Origin of the sequence: Streptomyces sp. SP18BB07 (genome assembly GCF_036322545.1) — a bacterium.
GTDB classification, from domain to species: domain Bacteria; phylum Actinomycetota; class Actinomycetes; order Streptomycetales; family Streptomycetaceae; genus Streptomyces; species Streptomyces deccanensis.
The window spans coordinates 1-19,331 of record NZ_JAQYWT010000277.1 but is presented as its reverse complement, the minus strand read 5'-3'; the positions used below and the strand labels follow the sequence as shown (position 1 = coordinate 19,331).

At 70.0% G+C, this 19,331-nt stretch carries 19 protein-coding genes, 5 tRNA genes and 1 pseudogene; 9 read left to right on the top strand and 16 right to left on the bottom strand.

Annotated features, from left to right (window positions below; genetic code table 11):
* Nucleotides 1–120 precede the first annotated feature (120 nt).
* Together PUR53_RS14120 and PUR53_RS14115 are read left to right on the top strand one after the other, a co-directional pair.
* Nucleotides 121–354: an Lrp/AsnC family transcriptional regulator gene (locus tag PUR53_RS14120; protein ID WP_033526900.1), complete on the top strand. Its 234-nt coding sequence runs from the start codon at nt 121–123 to the stop codon at nt 352–354.
* Between the two features lie 20 nt (nt 355–374).
* On the top strand, nt 375–896 hold the full coding sequence (locus PUR53_RS14115; RefSeq protein WP_329895067.1) for a DUF3515 domain-containing protein: 522 nt from the start codon (nt 375–377) through the stop codon (nt 894–896).
* Nucleotides 897–998: 102 nt separating this feature from the next.
* On the opposite strand, the gene PUR53_RS14110 is transcribed toward PUR53_RS14115, so the two are convergent.
* The 3 genes from PUR53_RS14110 to PUR53_RS14100 are packed head-to-tail and all read right to left on the bottom strand — an operon-like array spanning nt 999 to nt 4,038.
* Nucleotides 999–2,156 carry a D-alanine--D-alanine ligase family protein gene (locus PUR53_RS14110; protein WP_329895068.1) on the bottom strand — a complete coding sequence of 386 codons (1,158 nt, stop codon included), beginning with the start codon at nt 2,154–2,156 and terminating at the stop codon, nt 999–1,001.
* A gap of 59 nt (nt 2,157–2,215) precedes the next feature.
* Complete coding sequence (locus tag PUR53_RS14105) at nt 2,216–3,226, bottom strand: NAD(P)H-dependent glycerol-3-phosphate dehydrogenase (protein WP_329895069.1); 1,011 nt, start codon at nt 3,224–3,226, stop codon at nt 2,216–2,218.
* The gene (locus PUR53_RS14100; protein WP_329895070.1) at nt 3,223–4,038 is read right to left on the bottom strand and encodes a lysophospholipid acyltransferase family protein; all 816 of its coding nucleotides are present in this window, start codon (nt 4,036–4,038) and stop codon (nt 3,223–3,225) included. The genes PUR53_RS14105 and PUR53_RS14100 overlap by 4 nt, the downstream gene beginning before the upstream one ends.
* A gap of 165 nt (nt 4,039–4,203) precedes the next feature.
* Here PUR53_RS14100 and cofC point away from each other — a divergent pair, with 165 nt between their 5' ends.
* Both cofC and PUR53_RS14090 read left to right on the top strand, forming a co-directional pair.
* The gene (gene cofC / locus PUR53_RS14095; protein WP_329908466.1) at nt 4,204–4,854 is read left to right on the top strand and encodes a 2-phospho-L-lactate guanylyltransferase; all 651 of its coding nucleotides are present in this window, start codon (nt 4,204–4,206) and stop codon (nt 4,852–4,854) included.
* 9 nt (nt 4,855–4,863) lie between these two features.
* On the top strand, nt 4,864–5,067 hold the full coding sequence (locus PUR53_RS14090) for a hypothetical protein (protein WP_033526894.1): 204 nt from the start codon (nt 4,864–4,866) through the stop codon (nt 5,065–5,067).
* A 191-nt stretch (nt 5,068–5,258) separates the two neighbouring features.
* Here PUR53_RS14090 and PUR53_RS14085 read toward each other — a convergent pair whose 3' ends face one another.
* The 4 genes from PUR53_RS14085 to leuC form a co-directional block, all read right to left on the bottom strand.
* Nucleotides 5,259–5,912: an HU family DNA-binding protein gene (locus tag PUR53_RS14085; RefSeq protein ID WP_239757458.1), complete on the bottom strand. Its 654-nt coding sequence runs from the start codon at nt 5,910–5,912 to the stop codon at nt 5,259–5,261.
* A gap of 139 nt (nt 5,913–6,051) precedes the next feature.
* The gene (locus PUR53_RS14080) at nt 6,052–6,282 is read right to left on the bottom strand and encodes a hypothetical protein (RefSeq protein WP_329895072.1); all 231 of its coding nucleotides are present in this window, start codon (nt 6,280–6,282) and stop codon (nt 6,052–6,054) included.
* A 287-nt stretch (nt 6,283–6,569) separates the two neighbouring features.
* A complete protein-coding gene (gene leuD / locus PUR53_RS14075) occupies nt 6,570–7,163 on the bottom strand; it encodes a 3-isopropylmalate dehydratase small subunit (protein ID WP_329895073.1) in 594 nt (197 codons plus the stop codon).
* A 6-nt stretch (nt 7,164–7,169) separates the two neighbouring features.
* Nucleotides 7,170–8,600: a 3-isopropylmalate dehydratase large subunit gene (leuC, locus tag PUR53_RS14070; RefSeq protein ID WP_329895074.1), complete on the bottom strand. Its 1,431-nt coding sequence runs from the start codon at nt 8,598–8,600 to the stop codon at nt 7,170–7,172.
* 198 nt (nt 8,601–8,798) lie between these two features.
* Here leuC and ndgR point away from each other — a divergent pair, with 198 nt between their 5' ends.
* Nucleotides 8,799–9,515, top strand: a complete 717-nt coding sequence (ndgR, locus tag PUR53_RS14065) for an IclR family transcriptional regulator NdgR (protein WP_020270051.1) — start codon at nt 8,799–8,801, stop codon at nt 9,513–9,515.
* 145 nt (nt 9,516–9,660) lie between these two features.
* Here the strand turns inward: ndgR and PUR53_RS14060 are convergent.
* The 9 genes from PUR53_RS14060 to PUR53_RS14020 all read right to left on the bottom strand — a co-directional run bounded on the left by PUR53_RS14060 (nt 9,661) and on the right by PUR53_RS14020 (nt 13,749).
* A tRNA-Glu gene (locus PUR53_RS14060) sits at nt 9,661–9,733 on the bottom strand.
* Nucleotides 9,734–9,777: 44 nt separating this feature from the next.
* Nucleotides 9,778–9,849 (bottom strand) — tRNA-Gln (locus PUR53_RS14055).
* Nucleotides 9,850–9,869: 20 nt separating this feature from the next.
* Nucleotides 9,870–9,942: transfer RNA gene (locus tag PUR53_RS14050), tRNA-Glu, on the bottom strand.
* Between the two features lie 62 nt (nt 9,943–10,004).
* A tRNA-Glu gene (locus PUR53_RS14045) sits at nt 10,005–10,077 on the bottom strand.
* A gap of 40 nt (nt 10,078–10,117) precedes the next feature.
* Nucleotides 10,118–10,189, bottom strand: a tRNA-Gln gene (locus PUR53_RS14040).
* Between the two features lie 90 nt (nt 10,190–10,279).
* Nucleotides 10,280–11,011, bottom strand: a complete 732-nt coding sequence (locus PUR53_RS14035) for an HAD family hydrolase (protein WP_329895075.1) — start codon at nt 11,009–11,011, stop codon at nt 10,280–10,282.
* A gap of 95 nt (nt 11,012–11,106) precedes the next feature.
* A complete protein-coding gene (gene gltX / locus PUR53_RS14030) occupies nt 11,107–12,582 on the bottom strand; it encodes a glutamate--tRNA ligase (RefSeq protein ID WP_329908465.1) in 1,476 nt (491 codons plus the stop codon).
* Nucleotides 12,575–13,351, bottom strand: coding sequence for a fumarylacetoacetate hydrolase family protein (locus PUR53_RS14025; protein ID WP_329895077.1), 777 nt, complete (start codon nt 13,349–13,351; stop codon nt 12,575–12,577). Before PUR53_RS14025 ends, gltX begins: the two co-directional genes overlap by 8 nt.
* Nucleotides 13,352–13,569: 218 nt before the next feature.
* Entirely contained in the window at nt 13,570–13,749 is a 180-nt protein-coding gene (locus PUR53_RS14020; RefSeq protein WP_329895078.1) for a hypothetical protein, read from the bottom strand.
* A 604-nt stretch (nt 13,750–14,353) separates the two neighbouring features.
* Between PUR53_RS14020 and PUR53_RS14015 the strand changes: the two genes are divergently transcribed.
* From PUR53_RS14015 to PUR53_RS14000, 4 genes and pseudogenes are all read left to right on the top strand, one after another.
* The gene (locus tag PUR53_RS14015) at nt 14,354–18,211 is read left to right on the top strand and encodes a sensor histidine kinase (protein WP_329908464.1); all 3,858 of its coding nucleotides are present in this window, start codon (nt 14,354–14,356) and stop codon (nt 18,209–18,211) included.
* Between the two features lie 9 nt (nt 18,212–18,220).
* Complete coding sequence (locus tag PUR53_RS14010) at nt 18,221–18,634, top strand: roadblock/LC7 domain-containing protein (protein WP_005479910.1); 414 nt, start codon at nt 18,221–18,223, stop codon at nt 18,632–18,634.
* Nucleotides 18,635–18,745: 111 nt separating this feature from the next.
* Nucleotides 18,746–19,144 carry a DUF742 domain-containing protein gene (locus tag PUR53_RS14005; protein ID WP_009314205.1) on the top strand — a complete coding sequence of 133 codons (399 nt, stop codon included), beginning with the start codon at nt 18,746–18,748 and terminating at the stop codon, nt 19,142–19,144.
* Nucleotides 19,125–19,331 (top strand): annotated as a pseudogene (locus tag PUR53_RS14000) (ATP-binding protein); the annotation flags it as partial. The gene PUR53_RS14005 and the pseudogene PUR53_RS14000, both read left to right, overlap by 20 nt.

The window sequence follows — 19,331 nt, the reverse complement described above, 5'->3', positions numbered from 1 at the left end:
CACCCCGGTGCGTGCGGCGCGGCCTCCAGGGGTCTCCCCCTGGTGCTCGGCGACGCGATACCGTGGCGTTCCTTTTCCCGACATGATCCACATGATCCTCGTGGCCGCCCTGGAGGTTCCGTGGTACAGGCGTACATCCTGATCCAGACGGAGGTCGGCAAAGCGTCGACCGTCGCCGACACGATCAGCAAGCTCCCTGGGGTCATCCAGGCCGAGGACGTGACGGGCCCGTACGACGTCATCGTGCGCGCCCAGGCCGACACCGTCGACGACCTCGGCCGGCTGGTGGTCGCGAAGGTCCAGCAAGTGGACGGGATCACCCGCACCCTGACCTGCCCGGTCGTTCACCTGTAGCCCCCGTCTACCCTTGGCCGGTGAACTCGTTCCGTCACCGGCGCCCCGCTCGTCTCGGGCTGCCCGTCCTGGCCGTTTCGTTGATCGCCGTCGCGGGCTGCTCCTCAGCAGACGACAGCGGCTCGGCGGCGGTTCCCAGCCCGGGGGCCGCCGCCGCGAAACTGTGCCGGAACCTGGACGAGGTGCTGCCGCGGAAGGTGGACGGTCTCGACCGCCGGGATCCTCAGCCCGCGTCGTCGCTGACGGCGGGCTGGGGCGACGCGGTGATCATACTGCGCTGCGGGGTGCCCCAGCCGCCCAAGATGGTCGACCCCGGGGTGGCCGAGGGGCGCGACGCCGACGCGGTGGCCGGGGCCGTCGACGGGGTGGACTGGCTGATGGAGAAGCGGGACGGAGGCGCTTACCGCTTCACGACAGCCAATCGCTCCGTGTACGTGGAGGTGTCGGTGACGGCCGAGCGGGCCGCGGAGGATACTTCACCGATCCTCGTCGGGCTGGCGCCTGCCATCAAGAAGGCGGTTCCCGAAGGTGTGGCCTCCTAAGGGGGCGCCTCAGGAGGCCGTCGGGAGGCTGCGGGCCGGTTTGTGGCTGATCGCGCAGTTCCCCACGCCCCTTTTGGGCCTTCGGCCCATCAGGGGCACGGCTCAGCGCAGGCCCGTCGGCCTGTGCAGGGCCGCCTGGATCAGGCGGTCCACCAGTTCGCCGTACTCGACGCCGCTCGCCTTCCACATCGCCGGGTACATCGAGATCGGGGTGAAGCCGGGGAGCGTGTTGATCTCGTTGATGACGAAGTCGCCGTCTTCCGTGAGGAAGAAGTCGGCGCGGACCAGGCCCTCGCAGGAGGCCGCCTCGAAGGCGTCGACCGCGAGCCGCTGGACCTCGGCTGTCTCCTCCGGGGTCAGCGGGGCCGGGACGATGCCGGGCGTCGAGTCGATGTACTTGGCCTCGAAGTCGTAGTACGCGTGGGCCTCGGGCGGCGGGATCTCGGCGGGGACGGAGGCGCGCGGGCCGTCCTCGAACTCCAGGACGCCGCACTCGATCTCGCGGCCGCGCAGGGCCGCCTCGACCAGGATCTTCGGGTCATGGCGCTGGGCCTCGGCGATCGCCTCGTCGAGGCCGTCGAGGTCGTCGACCTTGGTGATGCCGATGGAGGAGCCCGCGCGGGCGGGCTTCACGAAGAGGGGCCAGCCGTGCTCACCGGCGAGGTCGATGATCTTCTTGCGGGCGGCGGACTCGTCGAGCTGCCACTCGCGCGGCCGGATCACCACGTACGGGCCGACCTTGAGCCCGAACGAGGTGAACACCCGCTTCATGTACTCCTTGTCCTGGCCGACGGCCGAGGCGAGGACACCCGAGCCGACGTACGGGACGCCGGAGAGCTCCAGGAGGCCCTGGAGGGTGCCGTCCTCGCCGTAGGGGCCGTGCAGGACGGGGAAGACGACGTCGACCTCGCCGAGGGCCTTGGGCACCGAACCGGGCTCGCTGTAGACGACTTCGCGGTTGGCGGGGTCGACGGGCAGGATCACGCCGCCCTCCCGGGACTCGGCGAGTTCGTCGACGCTCGGCGTACGGCGGTCGGTGATCGCCATCCGCTCCGGTTCGTCGGCGGTGAGCGCCCAACGGCCGTCCCGCGTGATGCCGATCGGCAGGACGTCGTACTTCGTCCGGTCGATGGCACGCAGTACGGCGCCGGCCGTGACCACGGAGATCCCGTGTTCCGAGCTGCGGCCGCCGAAGACGACGGCCACGCGCGGCTTGCGGGACGGCTGCTCAGGGCTCTGGGGGAGGTTCTCGCTGCTCATATCGCGTCGAGAGTACCCGGTGGTAGGGCGCGAGTCAGTGCCCGAACGGTCGCTTTCGCTCAGCGTCGCTCCGGCTTGGCGCTGCGCGACATCATCTCCTTGAGGGCGACGACCGGCGGCTTGCCGTCGTGGACGATGTCGACGACGGTCTCGGTGATGGGCATGTCGACGCCGTGCCGACGGGCCAAGTCCAGTACGGACTCACAGGACTTGACGCCCTCGGCGGTCTGCTTGGTGACCGCGATGGTCTCCTGCAGGGTCATGCCCTTGCCGAGGTTGGTGCCGAAGGTGTGGTTGCGGGAGAGCGGCGAGGAACAGGTCGCCACGAGGTCGCCGAGGCCCGCGAGTCCGGAGAACGTGAGCGGGTCGGCGCCCATCGCGAGACCGAGCCGGGTCGTCTCCGCGAGACCGCGGGTGATGAGCGATCCCTTGGCGTTGTCGCCGAGGCCCATGCCGTCCGCGATGCCGACGGCGAGCCCGATGACGTTCTTCACCGCGCCGCCCAGCTCGCAGCCGACGACGTCGGTGTTGGTGTACGGGCGGAAGTACGGCGTGTGGCAGGCGGTCTGGAGCTTCTGGGCGACGGCCTCGTCGGTGCAGGCGACCACGGAGGCGGCCGGCATGCGGGAGGCGATCTCACGTGCCAGGTTGGGCCCGGAGACGACGGCGACGCGGTCCTGGCCCACCTTGGCGACGTCCTCGATCACCTCGCTCATCCGCATGGCGGAACCGAGTTCGACGCCTTTCATCAGCGAGACGAGGACGGTGCCGGGGGCCAGCAGGGGCACCCATTCGGCGAGGTTGGCGCGCAGGGTCTGGGACGGAATGGACAGGACCGTGAAGTCGGCGTCGGCGGCGGCCTCGGCCGGGTCCGTGGTGGCCCGCACGTTCCGCGGGAGTTCCAGGCCCGGCAGGTAGTCGCTGTTGGTCCGCGTGGAGTTGATCGCGTCCGCGACCTCCGGGCGGCGCGCCCACAAGGTGACCTCGCACCCGGCGTCGGCGAGCACCGTACCGAAGGCCGTACCCCATGAACCGGCGCTGAACACGGCCGCCTTGACCGGCTTGCTCACTTGCCCTGCCCCTCTTCCTGATGTTCCTGGGCCCGCTGGACCGTGCTGTGCTGTTGCCGCTTCCCATTGTCGAGGACGGCCCGGGCGTTCCTGCGCCGCTGCTCGATCCGCTCCCGCTTGGGGTCGTACGGCGTCGCGGGGGCCTTCTCGCCGCGGATCTCCTCCAGCTGGCGGGTGATGGCGGCCATGATGACCTCCGTCGCGTCCTTCAGCAGGTCGGGGCTCATCTCCCGGCCGTAGAAGCGGGAGAGGTCGACGGGCGGGCCCGCGAGGACGTGGTGGGTCTTGCGCGGCAGGAGGTGAGGCTTCTTGGCGTACGGCGGCAGGAGTTCGTTGGCGCCCCACTGCGCGACCGGGATCACCGGGCACCTGGTCTGCAGGGCGACCCGCGCGGCACCGGTCTTGCCGGTCATGGGCCAGCCGTCCGGGTCGCGGGTGAGGGTGCCCTCGGGGTAGAAGGCGACGCACTCGCCGCGCTCCACGGCGTCGATCGCGGCCCGGAAGGCGCTCAGCGCGTCGGTGGTCTCGCGATAGACGGGGATCTGGCCGGTGCCGCGCATGACGGCACCGATGAATCCCTTGCCGAAGAGACCGCTCTTCGCGAGAAATCGCGGAACCCGGCCGCTGTTGTACTGATAATGGGCGTACGCAAAGGGATCGACATGCGAATTGTGGTTCACGGCAGTGATAAATCCACCCTCGGCCGGAATGTTCTCCATTCCACGCCAGTCCCGCTTGATCAGCACCACCAGGGGTGGTTTGGCGATCACCGCGGCGAGGCGGTACCAGAAGCCGATTCTCCGGCGGGGCACGCGGACACCTTCCTCTAGAACTTCCCAGGGCCTGTTCCGGGGGCCCGGAGCCGCACAAGTGTCGCCCCGGGCTGCCGGTCTGTCGAGAACACCGTACGCCCCGCCCTGCGGCCGTCCCTTGCGTCCAGGTGACAATGGCCGCGACAAGAGAGGGACGGAACGCCCGTGCAGTGGACCCTGGTCGTACCCCTGAAGCCCCTGGCGCGGGCCAAGAGCAGGCTCTCGGACACCGCCGACGACGGGGTGCGCCCCGGCCTGGCCCTCGCCTTCGCGCAGGACACGGTGGCCGCGGCCCTGACCGCCGCGGCGGTCCGGGGTGTGGTGGTGGTCACGGACGACCCGCTCGCCTCGCGCGAGCTGGCGGCCCTGGGCGCCCGCACCGTGCCCGAGGATTCCCGCGAGGGCTCCCGGGACGGCCTGAACGCCGCTCTGCGGCACGCGGCGGCCGTCGTACGCGATGTACGCCCGCAAAGCCCCGTGGCGGCCCTGAACGCGGATCTGCCCGCTCTGCGGCCCGGGGAATTGACCCGCGTACTGGACGCGGCCGCCGAATTCCCCCGCTCTTTCCTCCCCGACGCGGCCGGCACCGGTACGACCCTGCTGGCTGCGACCCCCGGTCATGACCTCTCCCCCGTCTTCGGCCCCGACTCCCGTCGGCGCCACCGCCACTCCGGCGCCGCGGAACTCGCTCTCACCGGCGTCGACTCCGTACGCCAGGACGTCGACACCGGGGACGACCTCCGCGCCGCCCTCGGCCTCGGGGTCGGCCCCCGTACGGCCGCGGCAGCCGCGCGCCTGCTGATCCCCGGCCAGTAGGCTGCGGCCATGCAGGCCACCGCGTACACCTACGACCCCGCCACCCGCACCGGCCAGGTCCTCCTCGACGACGGCACCCCGCTCCCCTTCGACACCCCGGCCTTCGACGCGGGCGCCCTGCGCCTGCTCCGCCCGGGCCAGCGGGTCCGCATCGAGACGGAGGGCGAGGGCGAGGCCCTGCGCATCACGCTGATCACCCTGCAGACCTTCTGAACGAACTCTCACCAAGGCCGCGCCCCCGAAAAGGGGCGCGGGAAACTGCGCGATCAGCCACGATCGGCCGGCCAGTCGCCCACGAACAAGATCCCCAACGGCGGGGAGGCACTGAGAAGTCCCGAAACACGCCGCGGGCCGGGCTCCAAGTAACAGGGAGCCCGGCCCGGTGCGTGTGAGTACCCGGCGTTCTAAGCCTGACGCGCAGCCGTCTTCTTCGCGGTCGTCTTGCGAGCCGTCGACTTCGCGGCCGGGGCCCGCTTCGCGGTGGCCTTCTTGGCCGGCGCCTTCTTCGCCGCGGTCTTCTTCGCCGTCGCCGTGGTCTTCTTGGCGGTCGTCTTCTTCGCCGCCGCGGACTTGGTCGTGGCCTTCTTGGCGGTCGTCTTCTTCGCCGTGGTCTTCTTCGCGGCGGCCGTCGTCTTCTTGGCGGCGGCCGTGGTCTTGCGGGCGGTCGTCTTCTTCGCGGTGGTCTTCTTCGCCGCCGCCTTCTTGACCGTCGCCGAAGCGCCACCGCTCAGGCTGCCCTTGGGCGCCTTCTTGACCGCGACCTCGCCACCACGGGGAAGCTTCTTCGAGCCGCTCACCAGGTCCTTGAAACCCTGGCCCGCGCGGAACCTCGGTACGGAGGTCTTCTTGACCCGAACCCGCTCACCCGTCTGCGGGTTGCGGGCGTAACGGGCCGGCCGGTCGACCTTCTCGAACGAACCGAAGCCGGTGACCGACACCCGGTCCCCGCCGACGACCGCGCGGACGATGGCGTCCAGAACAGCGTCGACCGCGTCGGCGGCCTGCTGACGCCCGCCGACCTTGTCCGCAATCGCTTCTACGAGCTGCGCCTTGTTCACGTCTTCCCCTTCGGAGACATCGCCCGAACGATAGTGTTCAAGCTTTTTCGCACGTTAGGCAGATATATACCGCAAATCAAACACGAAACGGGCTTATCACCCTTGTGCCGCAACGAACTCGGACGGTCATGAAGTTCCTTCAGCGTTCCTCTGCGGGCATTCGCCCCTCGTCGAGGTCCGTCATGAAGTTCTCCAGCCGCCTTGCCGCGTCGGCGAGATCGTGCTTGGCCACGGCCGTAATGACCAGCAGCTTCCGGGTCAGCGCCATGCGTACGCCCTCCGGGACTTGCAGTGAGCGCACCCTTGCGTGCGCTTCCTTGAGTTGGCCCGCGACCGCCGCATAGAGCTCGAGTTGGCCGTCGTGTTCCATGCACAGATTGTGCCATCTGGGGCGAGTTGTCGCCTGCGCAGGGGGCAACTGCCGTCTCCCCGGGGCCCTGGGAGCACCCCGGGCAGATGCCACACCATGATGCGCGTACCCCGGCAATCACCTTTGTAACTAGGGGAGTTGAAACCTTTCTGCACATGACTTCGAAGGTGCCCGGACCCGGACATGGAGGTACCCCCAACCGTGCACGATTGGGGGTACCTGGGGGTGTCGCGGTGGCTGGAATCCGCCTTGCGCGGCCCGCCCGAGAGGGGGTCCGCGCCGGCGGATCAGACCTTCAGCGTCCTCGGCTTGTACGAGGGGCGCTTGGCCTCGTACGCGGCGATGTCGGCCTCGTTCTGGAGGGTGATGGAGATGTCGTCGAGGCCGTTCAGCAGCCGCCAGCGGGAGTTCTCGTCCAGCTCGAAGGAGGCGGTGATGCCCTCGGCGCGCACCTCGCGGGCCTGGAGGTCGACGGTGATCTCGGCCTCGGGGTCGCTCTCCGTGAGCTGCTGCAGCGCGTCCACGGTCTTCTGCTCCAGGACGACCGTGAGCAGGCCGTTCTTGAGCGAGTTGCCGCGGAAGATGTCGGCGAAGCGGGAGGAGATGACCGCCTTGAAGCCGTAGTTCTGCAGCGCCCACACCGCGTGCTCACGGGAGGAGCCGGTGCCGAAGTCGGGTCCGGCGACCAGGACGGTGGCGCCCTTGCGCTCGGGCTGGTTGAGGATGAAGGTCTCGTCCTTGCGCCAGGCCTCGAACAGCCCGTCCTCGAAGCCGTCCCTGGTCACCTTCTTGAGCCAGTGGGCGGGGATGATCTGGTCGGTGTCGACGTTGCTGCGGCGCAGCGGGACGGCCCGGCCGGTGTGTGTGGTGAATGCTTCCATGACTGTTCAGACTCCAGCGGGCGCGGGGGCGGTGGCGTCGGTCAGGTCGGCGGGGGACGCCAGATGGCCGAGGACGGCCGTCGCGGCGGCGACCTGCGGGGAGACCAGGTGGGTACGGCCGCCCTTGCCCTGCCTGCCCTCGAAGTTGCGGTTGGAGGTGGACGCGGAGCGCTCACCGGGGGCCAGCTGGTCGGGGTTCATGCCCAGACACATCGAGCAGCCCGCGTGCCGCCACTCGGCGCCGGCCTCCTTGAAGACCACGTCCAGGCCCTCGGACACGGCCTGCAGACCGACCCGCGCGGAGCCGGGGACGACCAGCATCCGTACGCCGTCGGCGACTTTGCGGCCCTTGACCAGCTCGGCGGCGGCGCGCAGGTCCTCGATGCGGCCGTTGGTGCACGAACCTACGAAGACGGTGTCCACCTTGATGGAGCGCAGCGGCTGGCCGGCCTCCAACCCCATGTACTCCAGGGCCTTTTCGGCGGCGAGGCGCTCCGAAGCGTCCTCGTACGAAGCCGGGTCGGGGACCGAGGCCGAAAGCGGCGCGCCCTGGCCGGGGTTGGTGCCCCAGGTGACGAACGGCGACAGGGAGGCGCCGTCGATGATCACCTCGGCGTCGAACTCGGCGTCGTCGTCGGTCTTCAGCGTCTTCCAGTACGCGACGGCCGCGTCCCAGTCCTCGCCCTCGGGGGCGTGCGGACGGCCCTTGAGGTAGTCGAAGGTGGTCTGGTCGGGGGCGATCATGCCCGCGCGGGCGCCGGCCTCGATCGACATGTTGCAGATGGTCATGCGGGCCTCCATCGAGAGATTCTCGATGGCTTCGCCCCGGTACTCCAGGACATAGCCCTGACCGCCGCCCGTACCGATCTTGGCAATGATCGCCAGGATCAGGTCCTTGGCGGTGACGCCCTCGGCCAGCTCGCCCTCGACCGTGATCGCCATGGTCTTGGGGCGGACCAGCGGCAGCGTCTGCGTGGCCAGCACATGCTCCACCTGGGAGGTGCCGATGCCGAACGCCAGACCGCCGAAGGCTCCGTGCGTCGAGGTGTGGGAGTCACCGCAGACGACCGTCATGCCGGGCTGGGTCAGACCCAGCTGCGGGCCGACGACGTGCACGACACCCTGCTCGACGTCGCCCAGCGGGTGCAGACGCACACCGAACTCGGCGGCGTTCGCGCGCAGCGTCTCCAGCTGGACACGGGAGACCGGGTCCGCGATGGGCTTGTCGATATCGAGGGTGGGGGTGTTGTGGTCCTCGGTGGCGATGGTCAGGTCGAGCCGGCGCACCTTCCGCCCGCTCTTGCGGAGACCGTCGAAGGCCTGGGGGCTGGTCACCTCGTGCAGCAGGTGCAGATCGATGAAGAGGAGGTCGGGCTCGCCCTCGGCGCGCCGGACGACATGGTCGTCCCAGACCTTCTCCGCGAGTGTCCTACCCATCGCTTTCCCTCCGGCCGACGCGGCAGCGTGTCGGCCCAACTAGAGATATCGGAGGTGGCGAGCGCGCGAATCCCCTCGTGGCGCGCGCAGGCCGCCGGGCTCGTCGGTCCGCGAGCCGTTGTTGTTCTGCTTCCAGAGTGGCAAGGTCCACGCGAAATTGAACTTGCGTTTCACAGAGTGAGACGCGAGTATCGTTGCATGGACAACAGTAGCGGCGTCGGCGTTCTGGACAAGGCGGCCCTGGTCCTGAGCGCTCTGGAGTCCGGTCCGGCCACCCTCGCGGGTCTGGTCGGCGCCACGGGACTCGCACGGCCCACGGCCCACCGCCTGGCCGTGGCTCTGGAACACCACCGCATGGTGGCACGCGACATGCAGGGCCGTTTCATCCTCGGCCCCCGGCTGGCAGAGCTGGCCGCGGCCGCCGGCGAGGACCGCCTCCTCGCGACGGCGGGACCGGTGCTCACCCATCTACGGGATGTGACGGGCGAGAGCGCTCAGCTCTACCGCCGCCAGGGCGACATGCGCATCTGCGTCGCCGCGGCGGAGCGCCTGTCCGGCCTGCGGGACACGGTCCCGGTCGGTTCGACCCTCACGATGAAGGCCGGCTCCTCGGCGCAGATCCTGATGGCCTGGGAGGAGCCCGAGCGCCTGCACCGCGGTCTGCAGGGCGCCCGTTTCACCGCCACCGCCCTCTCGGGTGTACGGCGCCGGGGCTGGGCCCAGTCCATCGGCGAGCGGGAGCCGGGTGTGGCCTCGGTCTCCGCCCCGGTACGCGGGCCGTCGAACCGTGTGGTCGCCGCGGTCTCCGTCTCCGGCCCCATCGAGCGGCTGACCCGCCACCCCGGCCGTATGCACGCCCAGGCGGTGATCGACGCCGCGGGCCGCCTCTCGGAGGCCCTGCGCCGCACCGGCTGACCCCTCGAAGCGTCCGTCCCACCACGAAGAAGGCCTGCCTCAACGCCGCGGCAGGCCTTCTCTCGTGTCGCGGAACTCATGGGCCCGTGTGCCGAGTTGGACATGACGAAGGCCCTCCACCGAGGTGGAGGGCCTTCGTGGAACGTACCCCCGACCGGATTCGAACCGGCGCTACCGCCTTGAGAGGGCGGCGTGCTAGGCCGCTACACAACGGGGGCGTGGAGCCTGCAAGCGTTCAGTACTGCACCGCTGCAGGTCCGAGCTGGTCTACCTGGACTCGAACCAAGACTAACTGAACCAGAATCAGTCGTGCTGCCAATTACACCATAGACCAATGTGGTTTAGACCAGTCAGTACCCCCGACCGGATTCGAACCGGCGCTACCGCCTTGAGAGGGCGGCGTGCTAGGCCGCTACACAACGGGGGCCCTAGCGATCCTGCATCGAGGTGAGGGGGTGCGACCCGAACTCTCCCCGCGGGAAGGATCTGTACCCCCGACCGGATTCGAACCGGCGCTACGGCCTTGAGAGGGCAGCGTGCTAGGCCGCTACACAACGGGGGCTTCGCGGAGTTGATCTCCGCCTGCAGATGAGCTCTGCGAGCTGGCCTACCTGGACTCGAACCAAGACTAACTGAACCAGAATCAGTCGTGCTGCCAATTACACCATAGGCCACTGGAACGCAAGCCCCGAAGGGGATCTTGTTCTAGCTTGCTCCGTCGGTTCCGGCCTTTCGGCCCGCTCCCCGGCGGCGCAGAAAGAACATTACCCGAAGGTGGACGGCGCTCCAAAACGGGTATCGGAGCCGAGGATCGCGGGGAGTTCGGTGAGGGTGGCGATACGGTGCGGTCCGACGGGCGGGTCGACGGTCGCGTGGAGACCGTCGCGATCGATCCAGACGGACAGCAGACCGGCGTCGGCGGCGCCCCGGCCGTCGATCTCCGGGTGGTCACCGACGTACGCGACCTCGTGCGGAGGCAGTTCCAATGCCTCGCAGGCGACGTGGAACGCCTCGGCGGCCGGCTTGTGGACACCCAGTTGCTCGGCGCACAGCACCGTCTCGAAGCGGTCCCACACGCCGAGGGCGCGCAGCTTGCGCTCCTGGACGGGGAGGCTGGAGTTGGACAGGACCGCGTGCCGGTGGCTGGCCGCGAGGGCGTCCAGAACGGGCAGGACGTCCGGGAAGAGCGACCAGGCGCGCTCGTAGTGGGCGACGTACCGCTCGAACCAGGCGTCCGCCTCCGGGTCGGTCAGCGGTTCGCCGAGGAAGTCCCGGACGCGGTCGCGCCGGGTGGCCTCCCAGTCGCCCTCGCCGGCCGCGTAACGCCGCCAGTGCAGGCTGGTGAGGTCCTTCCAGCGCGTGATCGCCTGGTCGACGGAGTCGTATCCGTGGAGGAGTCCCTCGACGCCCAAGTGGGCGCGCATTCCGGCGCGGTCGGCCGCGGTGTAGTCGAAAAGGGTGTCGTCGACGTCCCAGAGCACGGCCTTGATGTTCATGGAACCGACCGTAGCCCGAGGTCGGCCGCCCTGTCCGGAGGATGCCGAAGGGGCGGCACCCGGAACCCTGGGTGCCGCCCCTCACGTACCGTGCGTCACGCCGCGAGCTTCGCCAGGGCCGCGTCGATCCGTGCCAGCGTCTTCTCCTTGCCCAGGATCTCCAGAGACTCGAAGAGGGGGAGGCCGACCGTGCGGCCGGTGACGGCGACGCGGACGGGGGCCTGGGCCTTGCCGAGCTTCAGGCCGTGGGCCTCGCCGGCGGCCAGGACGGCCTCCTTCAGGGACTCGGCCGAGGTCCAGTCGGCGGACTCCAGCTTCTCGCGGGCCGTGCGGAGCAGGGCATCGGAGCCCTCCTTCATGGCCTTGGCCCAGCTGGCCTCGTCCTCGGCCGGCTCCGGCAGGAACAGGAAGTCCACGTTCTCCGTGATCTCCGAGAGGACCTTGAGCCGGGTCTGCGCGTGCGGGGCGATGGCCTCCCACTTGGCCTCGTCGAAGTCCTCCGGCGCCCAGGGGGCGAAGGGGGCCCTCAGCCACGGGGCGCAGCGCTCGGTGAACTCCTTCACATCCAGCAGACGGATGTGGTCGGCGTTGATCGCCTCGGCCTTCTTCAGGTCGAAGCGGGCCGGGTTGGGGTTCACGTCGGCGACGTCGAAGGCGGCGACCATCTCCTCGATCGTGAAGATGTCCTGGTCGGCGGAGAGCGACCAGCCGAGGAGGGAGAGGTAGTTGAGCAGGCCCTCGGGGAGGAAGCCGCGCTCGCGGTAGAGGTTGAGCGACGACTGCGGGTCGCGCTTCGACAGCTTCTTGTTGCCCTCGCCCATCACGTACGGCAGGTGCCCGAAGGACGGGACCTCCTTGGCGATGCCCAGTTCGATCAGCGCCTTGTAGAGGGCGATCTGCCGGGGCGTGGAGGAGAGCAGGTCCTCGCCGCGCAGGACGTGGGTGATCTCCATCAGGGCGTCGTCGACGGGGTTGACGAGCGTGTAGAGCGGGGCGCCGTTGGCGCGGACGATGCCGTAGTCCGGCACGTTCTCCGGGGTGAAGGTCAGCTCACCGCGGACCAGGTCCGTGAAGGTGATCGTCTCGTCGGGCATCCGGAAGCGGACGATCGGCTCGCGGCCCTCCGCCTCGTACCGGGCCTTCTGCTCCGGGGTGACCTCGCGGCACTTGCCGTCGTAGCCGGAGGGCCTTCCGGCGGCGCGGGCGGCGTCGCGGCGCTCCTCCAGCTCGGAGGCGGTGCAGTAGCAGGAGTAGGCGTGGCCGGCGTCCTTGAGCTTCTCGGCCACCTCCTTGTACGTCTCCATGCGCTGCGACTGGCGGTACGGCGCGTGCGGGCCGCCGACCTCGGGGCCCTCGTCCCAGGTGAAGCCCAGCCAGCGCAGCGAGTCCAGGAGCTGCTCGTAGGACTCCTCGGAGTCGCGGGCCGCGTCGGTGTCCTCGATGCGGAAGACGAACGTGCCGCCGGTGTGGCGGGCGTACGCCCAGTTGAACAGGGCCGTGCGGACCAGACCCACATGGGGGTTGCCGGTCGGGGACGGACAGAAACGTACGCGGACGGAGCCGTTAGCCACGCTTGATCACCTTGTTGGTGAGAGTGCCGATGCCTTCGATGGTGACGGCGACCTCGTCGCCGACGTTGAGGGGGCCGACCCCTGCCGGGGTGCCCGTGAGGATGACGTCGCCGGGGAGCAGCGTCATGGCCTCGGTGATGTTGACGATCAGGTCCTCGATGGAGTTGATCATCTCGCTCGTCCGGCCGAGCTGGCGTTGTGCGCCGTTGACGGTGAGCTGGATGGTCAGGTCGGCCGGGTCGAGGTCGGTCTCCACCCAGGGGCCCAGCGGGCAGGCGGTGTCGAAGCCCTTGGCGCGGGCCCACTGCTTCTCGCGCTTCTGGACGTCACGGGCGGTGATGTCGTTGGCGCAGGTGTAGCCGAAGATCACGTCCTTGACGCGTGCTCGCGGGACCTCTCGGCACATCCGGCCGATGACGACGGCCAGCTCGGCCTCGTGGTGGAGGTCCTCGGAGAACGAGGGGTACTGGATCTCGTCGCCCGGGCCGATCACCGAGGTGGCGGGCTTGAAGAAGGCGAACGGGGCGTCGGGGACCTCGTTGCCCAGCTCGCGGGCGTGCTCGGCGTAGTTGCGGCCGAAGGCCACGACCTTGTTGGGGAGCACCGGCGGCAGCAGCCTGACCTTGTTGACCGGGACCTTCGTCCCGGAGAGCTCGAAGTCCGCGAACGGAATGCCCTTGATGATGTCGAGGACGAGCTCGTCCGGCTTGTCGCCCTCGACCGCGCCGAAGGCTACGTTCCCGTCGATGGAGAACCTGGCGATGCGCACGGGATGCTTGCGCCCCTTAAGTGAGCTGGCTGGAGTCTGACGGTCCAGGCTAACGCGGGGCCGGGTCCCCGCCTCGCGCATTTGAGTGCGGCGGGCATGGGGAAGGGCGCCCGGCTCGGGCCGGGCGCCCTTCCCCCAAGTCCTCACCGGAATCCGCCGTTTCTTCACCGGAACCGGCTTGAGTGATCGGCGGATTCCGCGCGTACTTGACCGTGCAACTACTCCGCCGGCTGGACCGGGACCGTCATCAGGATCGTCCGGCGGGGGTTGGCGGTCACGGAGGGGAGGTCGACGGAGTGCTCCTGCTCCGGCGTGCGCAGGTCCTCGGCGTCTTCGAGGTGGGCCAGGGTCGTGCGCCGGGGGTTGGCTATCGTGCGGAACATCGTCGTCGTCTTCACTGTTGTCCTGGACCTCGTCGTGTACGGGCGCCGGGCGGGCCACAAGGGCCGCCCCACAAGCGCGGGTTGTCGGATTCGCCATCCCTGTAAAGCGTCAGGCTAAACATCCGATTCCCGGGTCAAGTCGTGAAGAAGGCATGATCGGCGTGTGAGTTTGCTCACTCAGTCATGGGTAAAACGGGCAATTCAGGCCATCAACCCGCCTCCCCGAAACGGACATCAAGCACCTGAAGCACGCATTCCGCTCCTGATCATGGCGACTGGGACACCCCACTGACACCCCTGGATCGCACGGGTATGTCCGTAATAGGCGGAAACACCTTCCACGCCTGGTGACGTAGTCCTCACATGCTGTCACAGTGAACAGACCGTTACCCATTGGCCTTGTTGGAGATCCGGCACTGTGCTGGAATTCCACGGACCGCCGCAGGATCGTGCCGGCGCGCAGGGGCGCAGAGAAGAGCGCCTGGCGGCGGTGGAAGGGGGAGCCAGCGCCGGTCACTCACGACCACCAATTGGGGACGTATTCAGGGCGCCCCCGAAGACGCCGACACCGTCCCGCCGTTCACGCGGTGGGGCGCCTGGTCCAGAGGTTGCGACGCTAGTGCAGGGACGTTTCAAGAGGGATGGCAGCGCTTCGGCGGAGCCGGAGCCACACATCGGAACCGGTAACGGTTCCTCCCCCCAGCACGCCCAGAACCCGGGTCCGGCGGAGATCGGCGACGGCGGGGAGCGCTCCGGGCGCCCCGGCGCGTCAGTTGCTCCCGTGCCGCCCGGCAAGCCCAAGGGCGGCACCAAGGCGGGCGCCGGAGGCGGCTCCCGAATAGCCCTGCGCAACTGGCGCATCTCGACCCGTCTCGTGTCGCTGCTCGCGCTCCCCGTGGTGGCGGCGACCTCGCTCGGTGCCCTGCGTATCGGCGACAACGTGGACGACATCCAGCAGCTCGACAACATGCGGCTGCTGACCGACATGACGAAGCAGGCGACCGAGCTCGCCGCCGCGCTCCAGCAGGAGCGCGACCTGTCCGCCGGTCCCCTCGCCCACGGCCTGGACGCCACCGACTTCACCGTCAAGGGCACCCGCGAGAAGACGGACCAGGCCCGCATCCAGTTCACGGACGCGACCCAGGCCGCGGAGACCGCGAACACCACCGCGAAGATGCCCGGCGTCCGCGACAGCCTCGTCCGGGTGGTGCGCGAGCTCTACAACCTCAGCAGCATCCGCAAGAACGCCTACGTGGACCCCAAGAACTCCACGCAGACGGTCGAGGCCTACCACCGTCTGATCTCCCAGCTGCTGGAACTGTCCACGGACATGGCCGAGGCCACCAGCAACCCGGACATGATCAAGCGGACCCGTGCCCTGGCGGCCTTCTCCTCCGCGAAGGAGTACGCCTCCATCCAGCGCGCGGTCATCGCGGCGGCGCTGCCCGCCACCGACGACAAGGCCGGCAAGCTCTACGAGAACGACCGCCTCTACGCGAACTCGGCGCTGTCGAACGAGGAGTCGGACCGCAGCACCTTCTCCGACATCTACGGATCCGGTGCCGAGGAACTGACCAAGCCGATCGACGACGCGAGCCCCACCATCGAGGCGGCCGACGTCTACGCGGACCGGGTGCTCGCCAGCGCCGGCGGTCTGGGCGGTCAGGACAACCGCTCGTACAAGGACTGGACCGACGACTCCTCTGCCAAGATCGAGCAGATGAAGAAGATCGAGGGTTCGCTCCTGGAGGAGATGGAGCAGACCGCTCGTAACCTGCGCGCCGACGCCGAGCAAGAGGCGATCATCTCCGGTGCGCTGATCCTGCTCGTCCTCGGTGTCTCCCTGGTCGGCGCCTTCGTCGTGGCCCGGTCCATGATCCGCTCGCTGCGGCGCCTCCAGGACACCGCGACCAAGGTCGCCCAGGACCGGCTGCCCGAGCTGGTCAAGCAGCTGTCGGAGTCGGACCCGCAGGACGTCGACACCTCCGTCGAGTCGGTCGGTGTGCACTCCCGGGACGAGATCGGCCAGGTGGCCGCGGCCTTCGACGACGTGCACCGCGAGGCCGTCCGCCTCGCCGCCGAGCAGGCCCTCCTGCGGGGCAACGTCAACGCGATGTTCACCAACCTCTCGCGCCGCTCCCAGGGCCTCATCCAGCGTCAGCTGTCGCTCATCTCCGAACTGGAGTCCCGCGAGGCAGACCCGGACCAGCTGTCCTCCCTCTTCAAGCTCGACCACCTCGCCACCCGCATGCGCCGTAACGGTGAGAACCTCCTCGTTCTCGCCGGTGAAGAGCCCGGCCGCCGCTGGACCCGTCCGGTCCCGCTGGTCGACGTGCTCCGCGCCGCCGCGTCCGAGGTGGAGCAGTACGAGCGCATCGAGCTGGCCTCCGTGCCGACGACCGAGGTCGCCGGCCGCGTGGTCAACGACCTCGTGCACCTGCTCGCCGAGCTGCTGGAGAACGCCACCTCGTTCTCCTCGCCGCAGACCAAGGTCAAGGTCACCGGTCACGCGCTGCCCGACGGCCGCGTCCTGATCGAGATCCACGACACCGGTATCGGCCTCTCGCCCGAGGACCTCGCGGCGATCAACGAGCGGCTCGCCTCGCCGCCCACCGTGGACGTGTCGGTCTCCCGCCGCATGGGTCTGTTCGTGGTCGGTCGTCTGTCGCAGCGCCACGGCATCCGTATCCAGCTGCGTCCGTCCGACTCGGGCGGTACGACCGCGCTCGTCATGCTTCCCGTCGACGTGGCGCAGGGCAACAAGAAGCCCACCCCGGGCAAGCCCGGCCAGGGCGCCCCGTCCACCGGTGGCCCCGCCGCCGCGCAGGCCGCGGCCGGTGCCGCCGCCGCGCGTCGCCAGGCGGGCAACCAGTCGGGCCCGCCGCTCGGCGGCCCCTCCGCCAGTGGCGGGCTGCTGGGCGGCGCCCCGCAGCGTGGGCAGGTCGGTGCGGGCCAGGGTCCGCGGGCCGCGCTGCCCGGCAACCCCAGCGGTCCGGGCGGCTTCGGCAACCCCGGCGGCCCCCGTGGGCCCCAGGGCGGTCCGCCGATGCCCCCTCAGGGCGGCCGGCCGGCTCCGGCGGGCGCCGGTGCCGGCGGGTTCGGCGGCGGTCAGGCGCCGGGTGCCCCGCAGGGGCTGCAGGCGGCCGGGACCGGTGGTCCGGGCGGCTTCGAGAGCTTCGACGACTCCGGGCGCCAGGGTGGCTTCCCGACCGGCTCGGGCCTGCGCCCGGCCGGCGGACCCGGTGACGCCGGGGCGGGACGGCCGGGCGGGGCCGACAACGGCCCGGGCGCCGTGCCGCCGAAGCAGGGCAAGGAACGTTCCGGCAGGCGGCGCCCGCAGCTGCCCGGCCGCGGTGGCCCGCGCGCCGAGCTGCCCGGTGGCAATGCCCCGGCGCGGCCGAGCTGGAGCGACGACAACGCGCAGCCGCCGGTGCCGCGCGCCTCGCTGGACGCCCCGCGCGGCCACGAGGAGCAGCCGGACGTCACCGCGCCGATGCCGCGCGTGGACCCCTACCAGGCTCCGGGCTCCTCCAACGACTTCCCGCGTCCCCCGCAGGGCGACTTCGACAGCCGGCGTCCCGGTGCGGACGCACCGCAGAACGGCACCGGTTCCTACCTCCGCTCCGACGTGTTCGGCGGGGCCGGTGCTCCGCCGGCGCCCACCGGTCCGTCCCGCGGCGCCCCGCAGGACCCGTCGTCCACCGGCCAGTTCGCCACGCCGGGCTACGACGGCTCCGGCACGGGCCAGTTCCCGGCTCCGGGCCGGCAGAACCCGCAGGACACCGGCCAGTTCCCCGCGCCCGGTCAGCCGAACGGTCAGGGCACCGGGCAGTTCGGTGGCCAGGGCAGGCAGAACCCGCAGGACACCGGTCAGTTCGAGCGGCCGCAGGTCAACGGGGAGAGCTACGGCGCGCCCCGCCCGCCGGTGCCGCCGCAGCGTCCCCCGGTGCCCCCGCAGCGTCCCGCGCGCCCGCAGGAGCCGGAGGCACTGCCCCCGGCCACGGGCCCGATGGACGGCCGTACCCCGCTGTACGACACGCTGGAGACCAACTGGTTCCACGGTCAGGGCGGCCAGAACGGCCAGCAGCAGGGCAACGGTTCCGCGCCGCAGCAGCACACCGCTCCGGCTCCCCAGACTCCGGCCGCCCCCCAGCGTCCGGCGGCTCCCGCCGCGCCTGCTTCCCCCACCTGGCGCAGCACACCCAACGACGACCTGGTCCGCCAGGCCGAACGAGCCCGTCAGCCTTCGGCGGGCGGGGTCACCACCTCCGGCCTGCCGCGCCGGGTCCCGCGCGCCAACCTCGTGCCGGGCACGGCTCAGCAGCAACAGCACCAAACCGGTCCGCAGGTCTCGCGTTCGCCTGACGACGTACGCGGCCGGCTGACCAATCTCCGTCGGGGCATCGCGCAGGGTCGACAGGCCGGCAACGGCCAGACCGGCAGCTTCCCGAGCCCCACTCACCAGCAGGAGCGTTAGTTGAGCCAGATGAGCCAAGCGGCACAGAACCTCAACTGGTTGATCACCAACTTCGTGGACAACACCCCCGGGGTGTCCCACACCGTCGTCGTGTCCGCCGACGGTCTTCTTCTGGCGATGTCGGAAGGCTTTCCGCGCGACCGTGCCGATCAGCTCGCGGCCGTCGCCTCGGGACTCACCTCGCTCACGGCCGGGGCGTCCCGGATCTTCGAGGGCGGGGACGTGGCCCAGACGGTGGTCGAGATGGAACGCGGTTTTCTCTTCCTGATGTCCGTCTCCGACGGATCGTCCCTGGCCGTCCTCGCCCACCCCGAGTGCGACATCGGCCTGGTCGGTTACGAGATGGCGCTGCTCGTCGACCGCGCGGGCGCCGTGCTCACGCCCGACCTGCGCGCCGAACTCCAAGGCAGTTTGCTCCACTGACGCCTGCGGATCAACAGAACTCACCACATCACCGTCCGGCCGACACAGTCCCCCCACCGGCCCCCGTCAGACGGCACGACTGACCGACTTGCTGTCCCGCTCGGAGGATCAATGACCCCGCCCACCGCTCCTCACGATCCGTACGCAGAGCCGTACGGAGACGAGGGCGACCAGCCGCTGGTACGGCCGTACGCCATGACCGGTGGCCGGACGCGGCCGCGTTACCAGCTCGCCCTCGAGGCGCTGATCAGCACGACGGCAGACCCCGCGCACCTGATGGGGCTGCTCCCCGAGCACCAGCGGATCTGCCACCTGTGCCACGAGGTGAAGTCGGTGGCCGAGGTGTCGGCCCTGCTGTCCATGCCGCTCGGTGTGGCCCGGATCCTGGTCGCGGACCTCGCCGAGGCCGGACTCGTCGCGATCCATCAGCCCGGTGGCGACGAGAACGCCGGTGGCGCCCCGGACGTGACTCTGCTGGAAAGGGTTCTCAGTGGACTTCGGAAGCTCTGAATCGGGGCGGGCCACCACCTCGGCGAAGATCGTGGTGGCGGGCGGTTTCGGCGTGGGCAAGACCACGTTCGTCGGGGCCGTCTCGGAGATCAACCCGCTGCGTACCGAGGCCGTGATGACGTCCGCGTCCGCGGGCATCGACGACCTCACCCACACCGGGGACAAGACGACCACCACGGTCGCCATG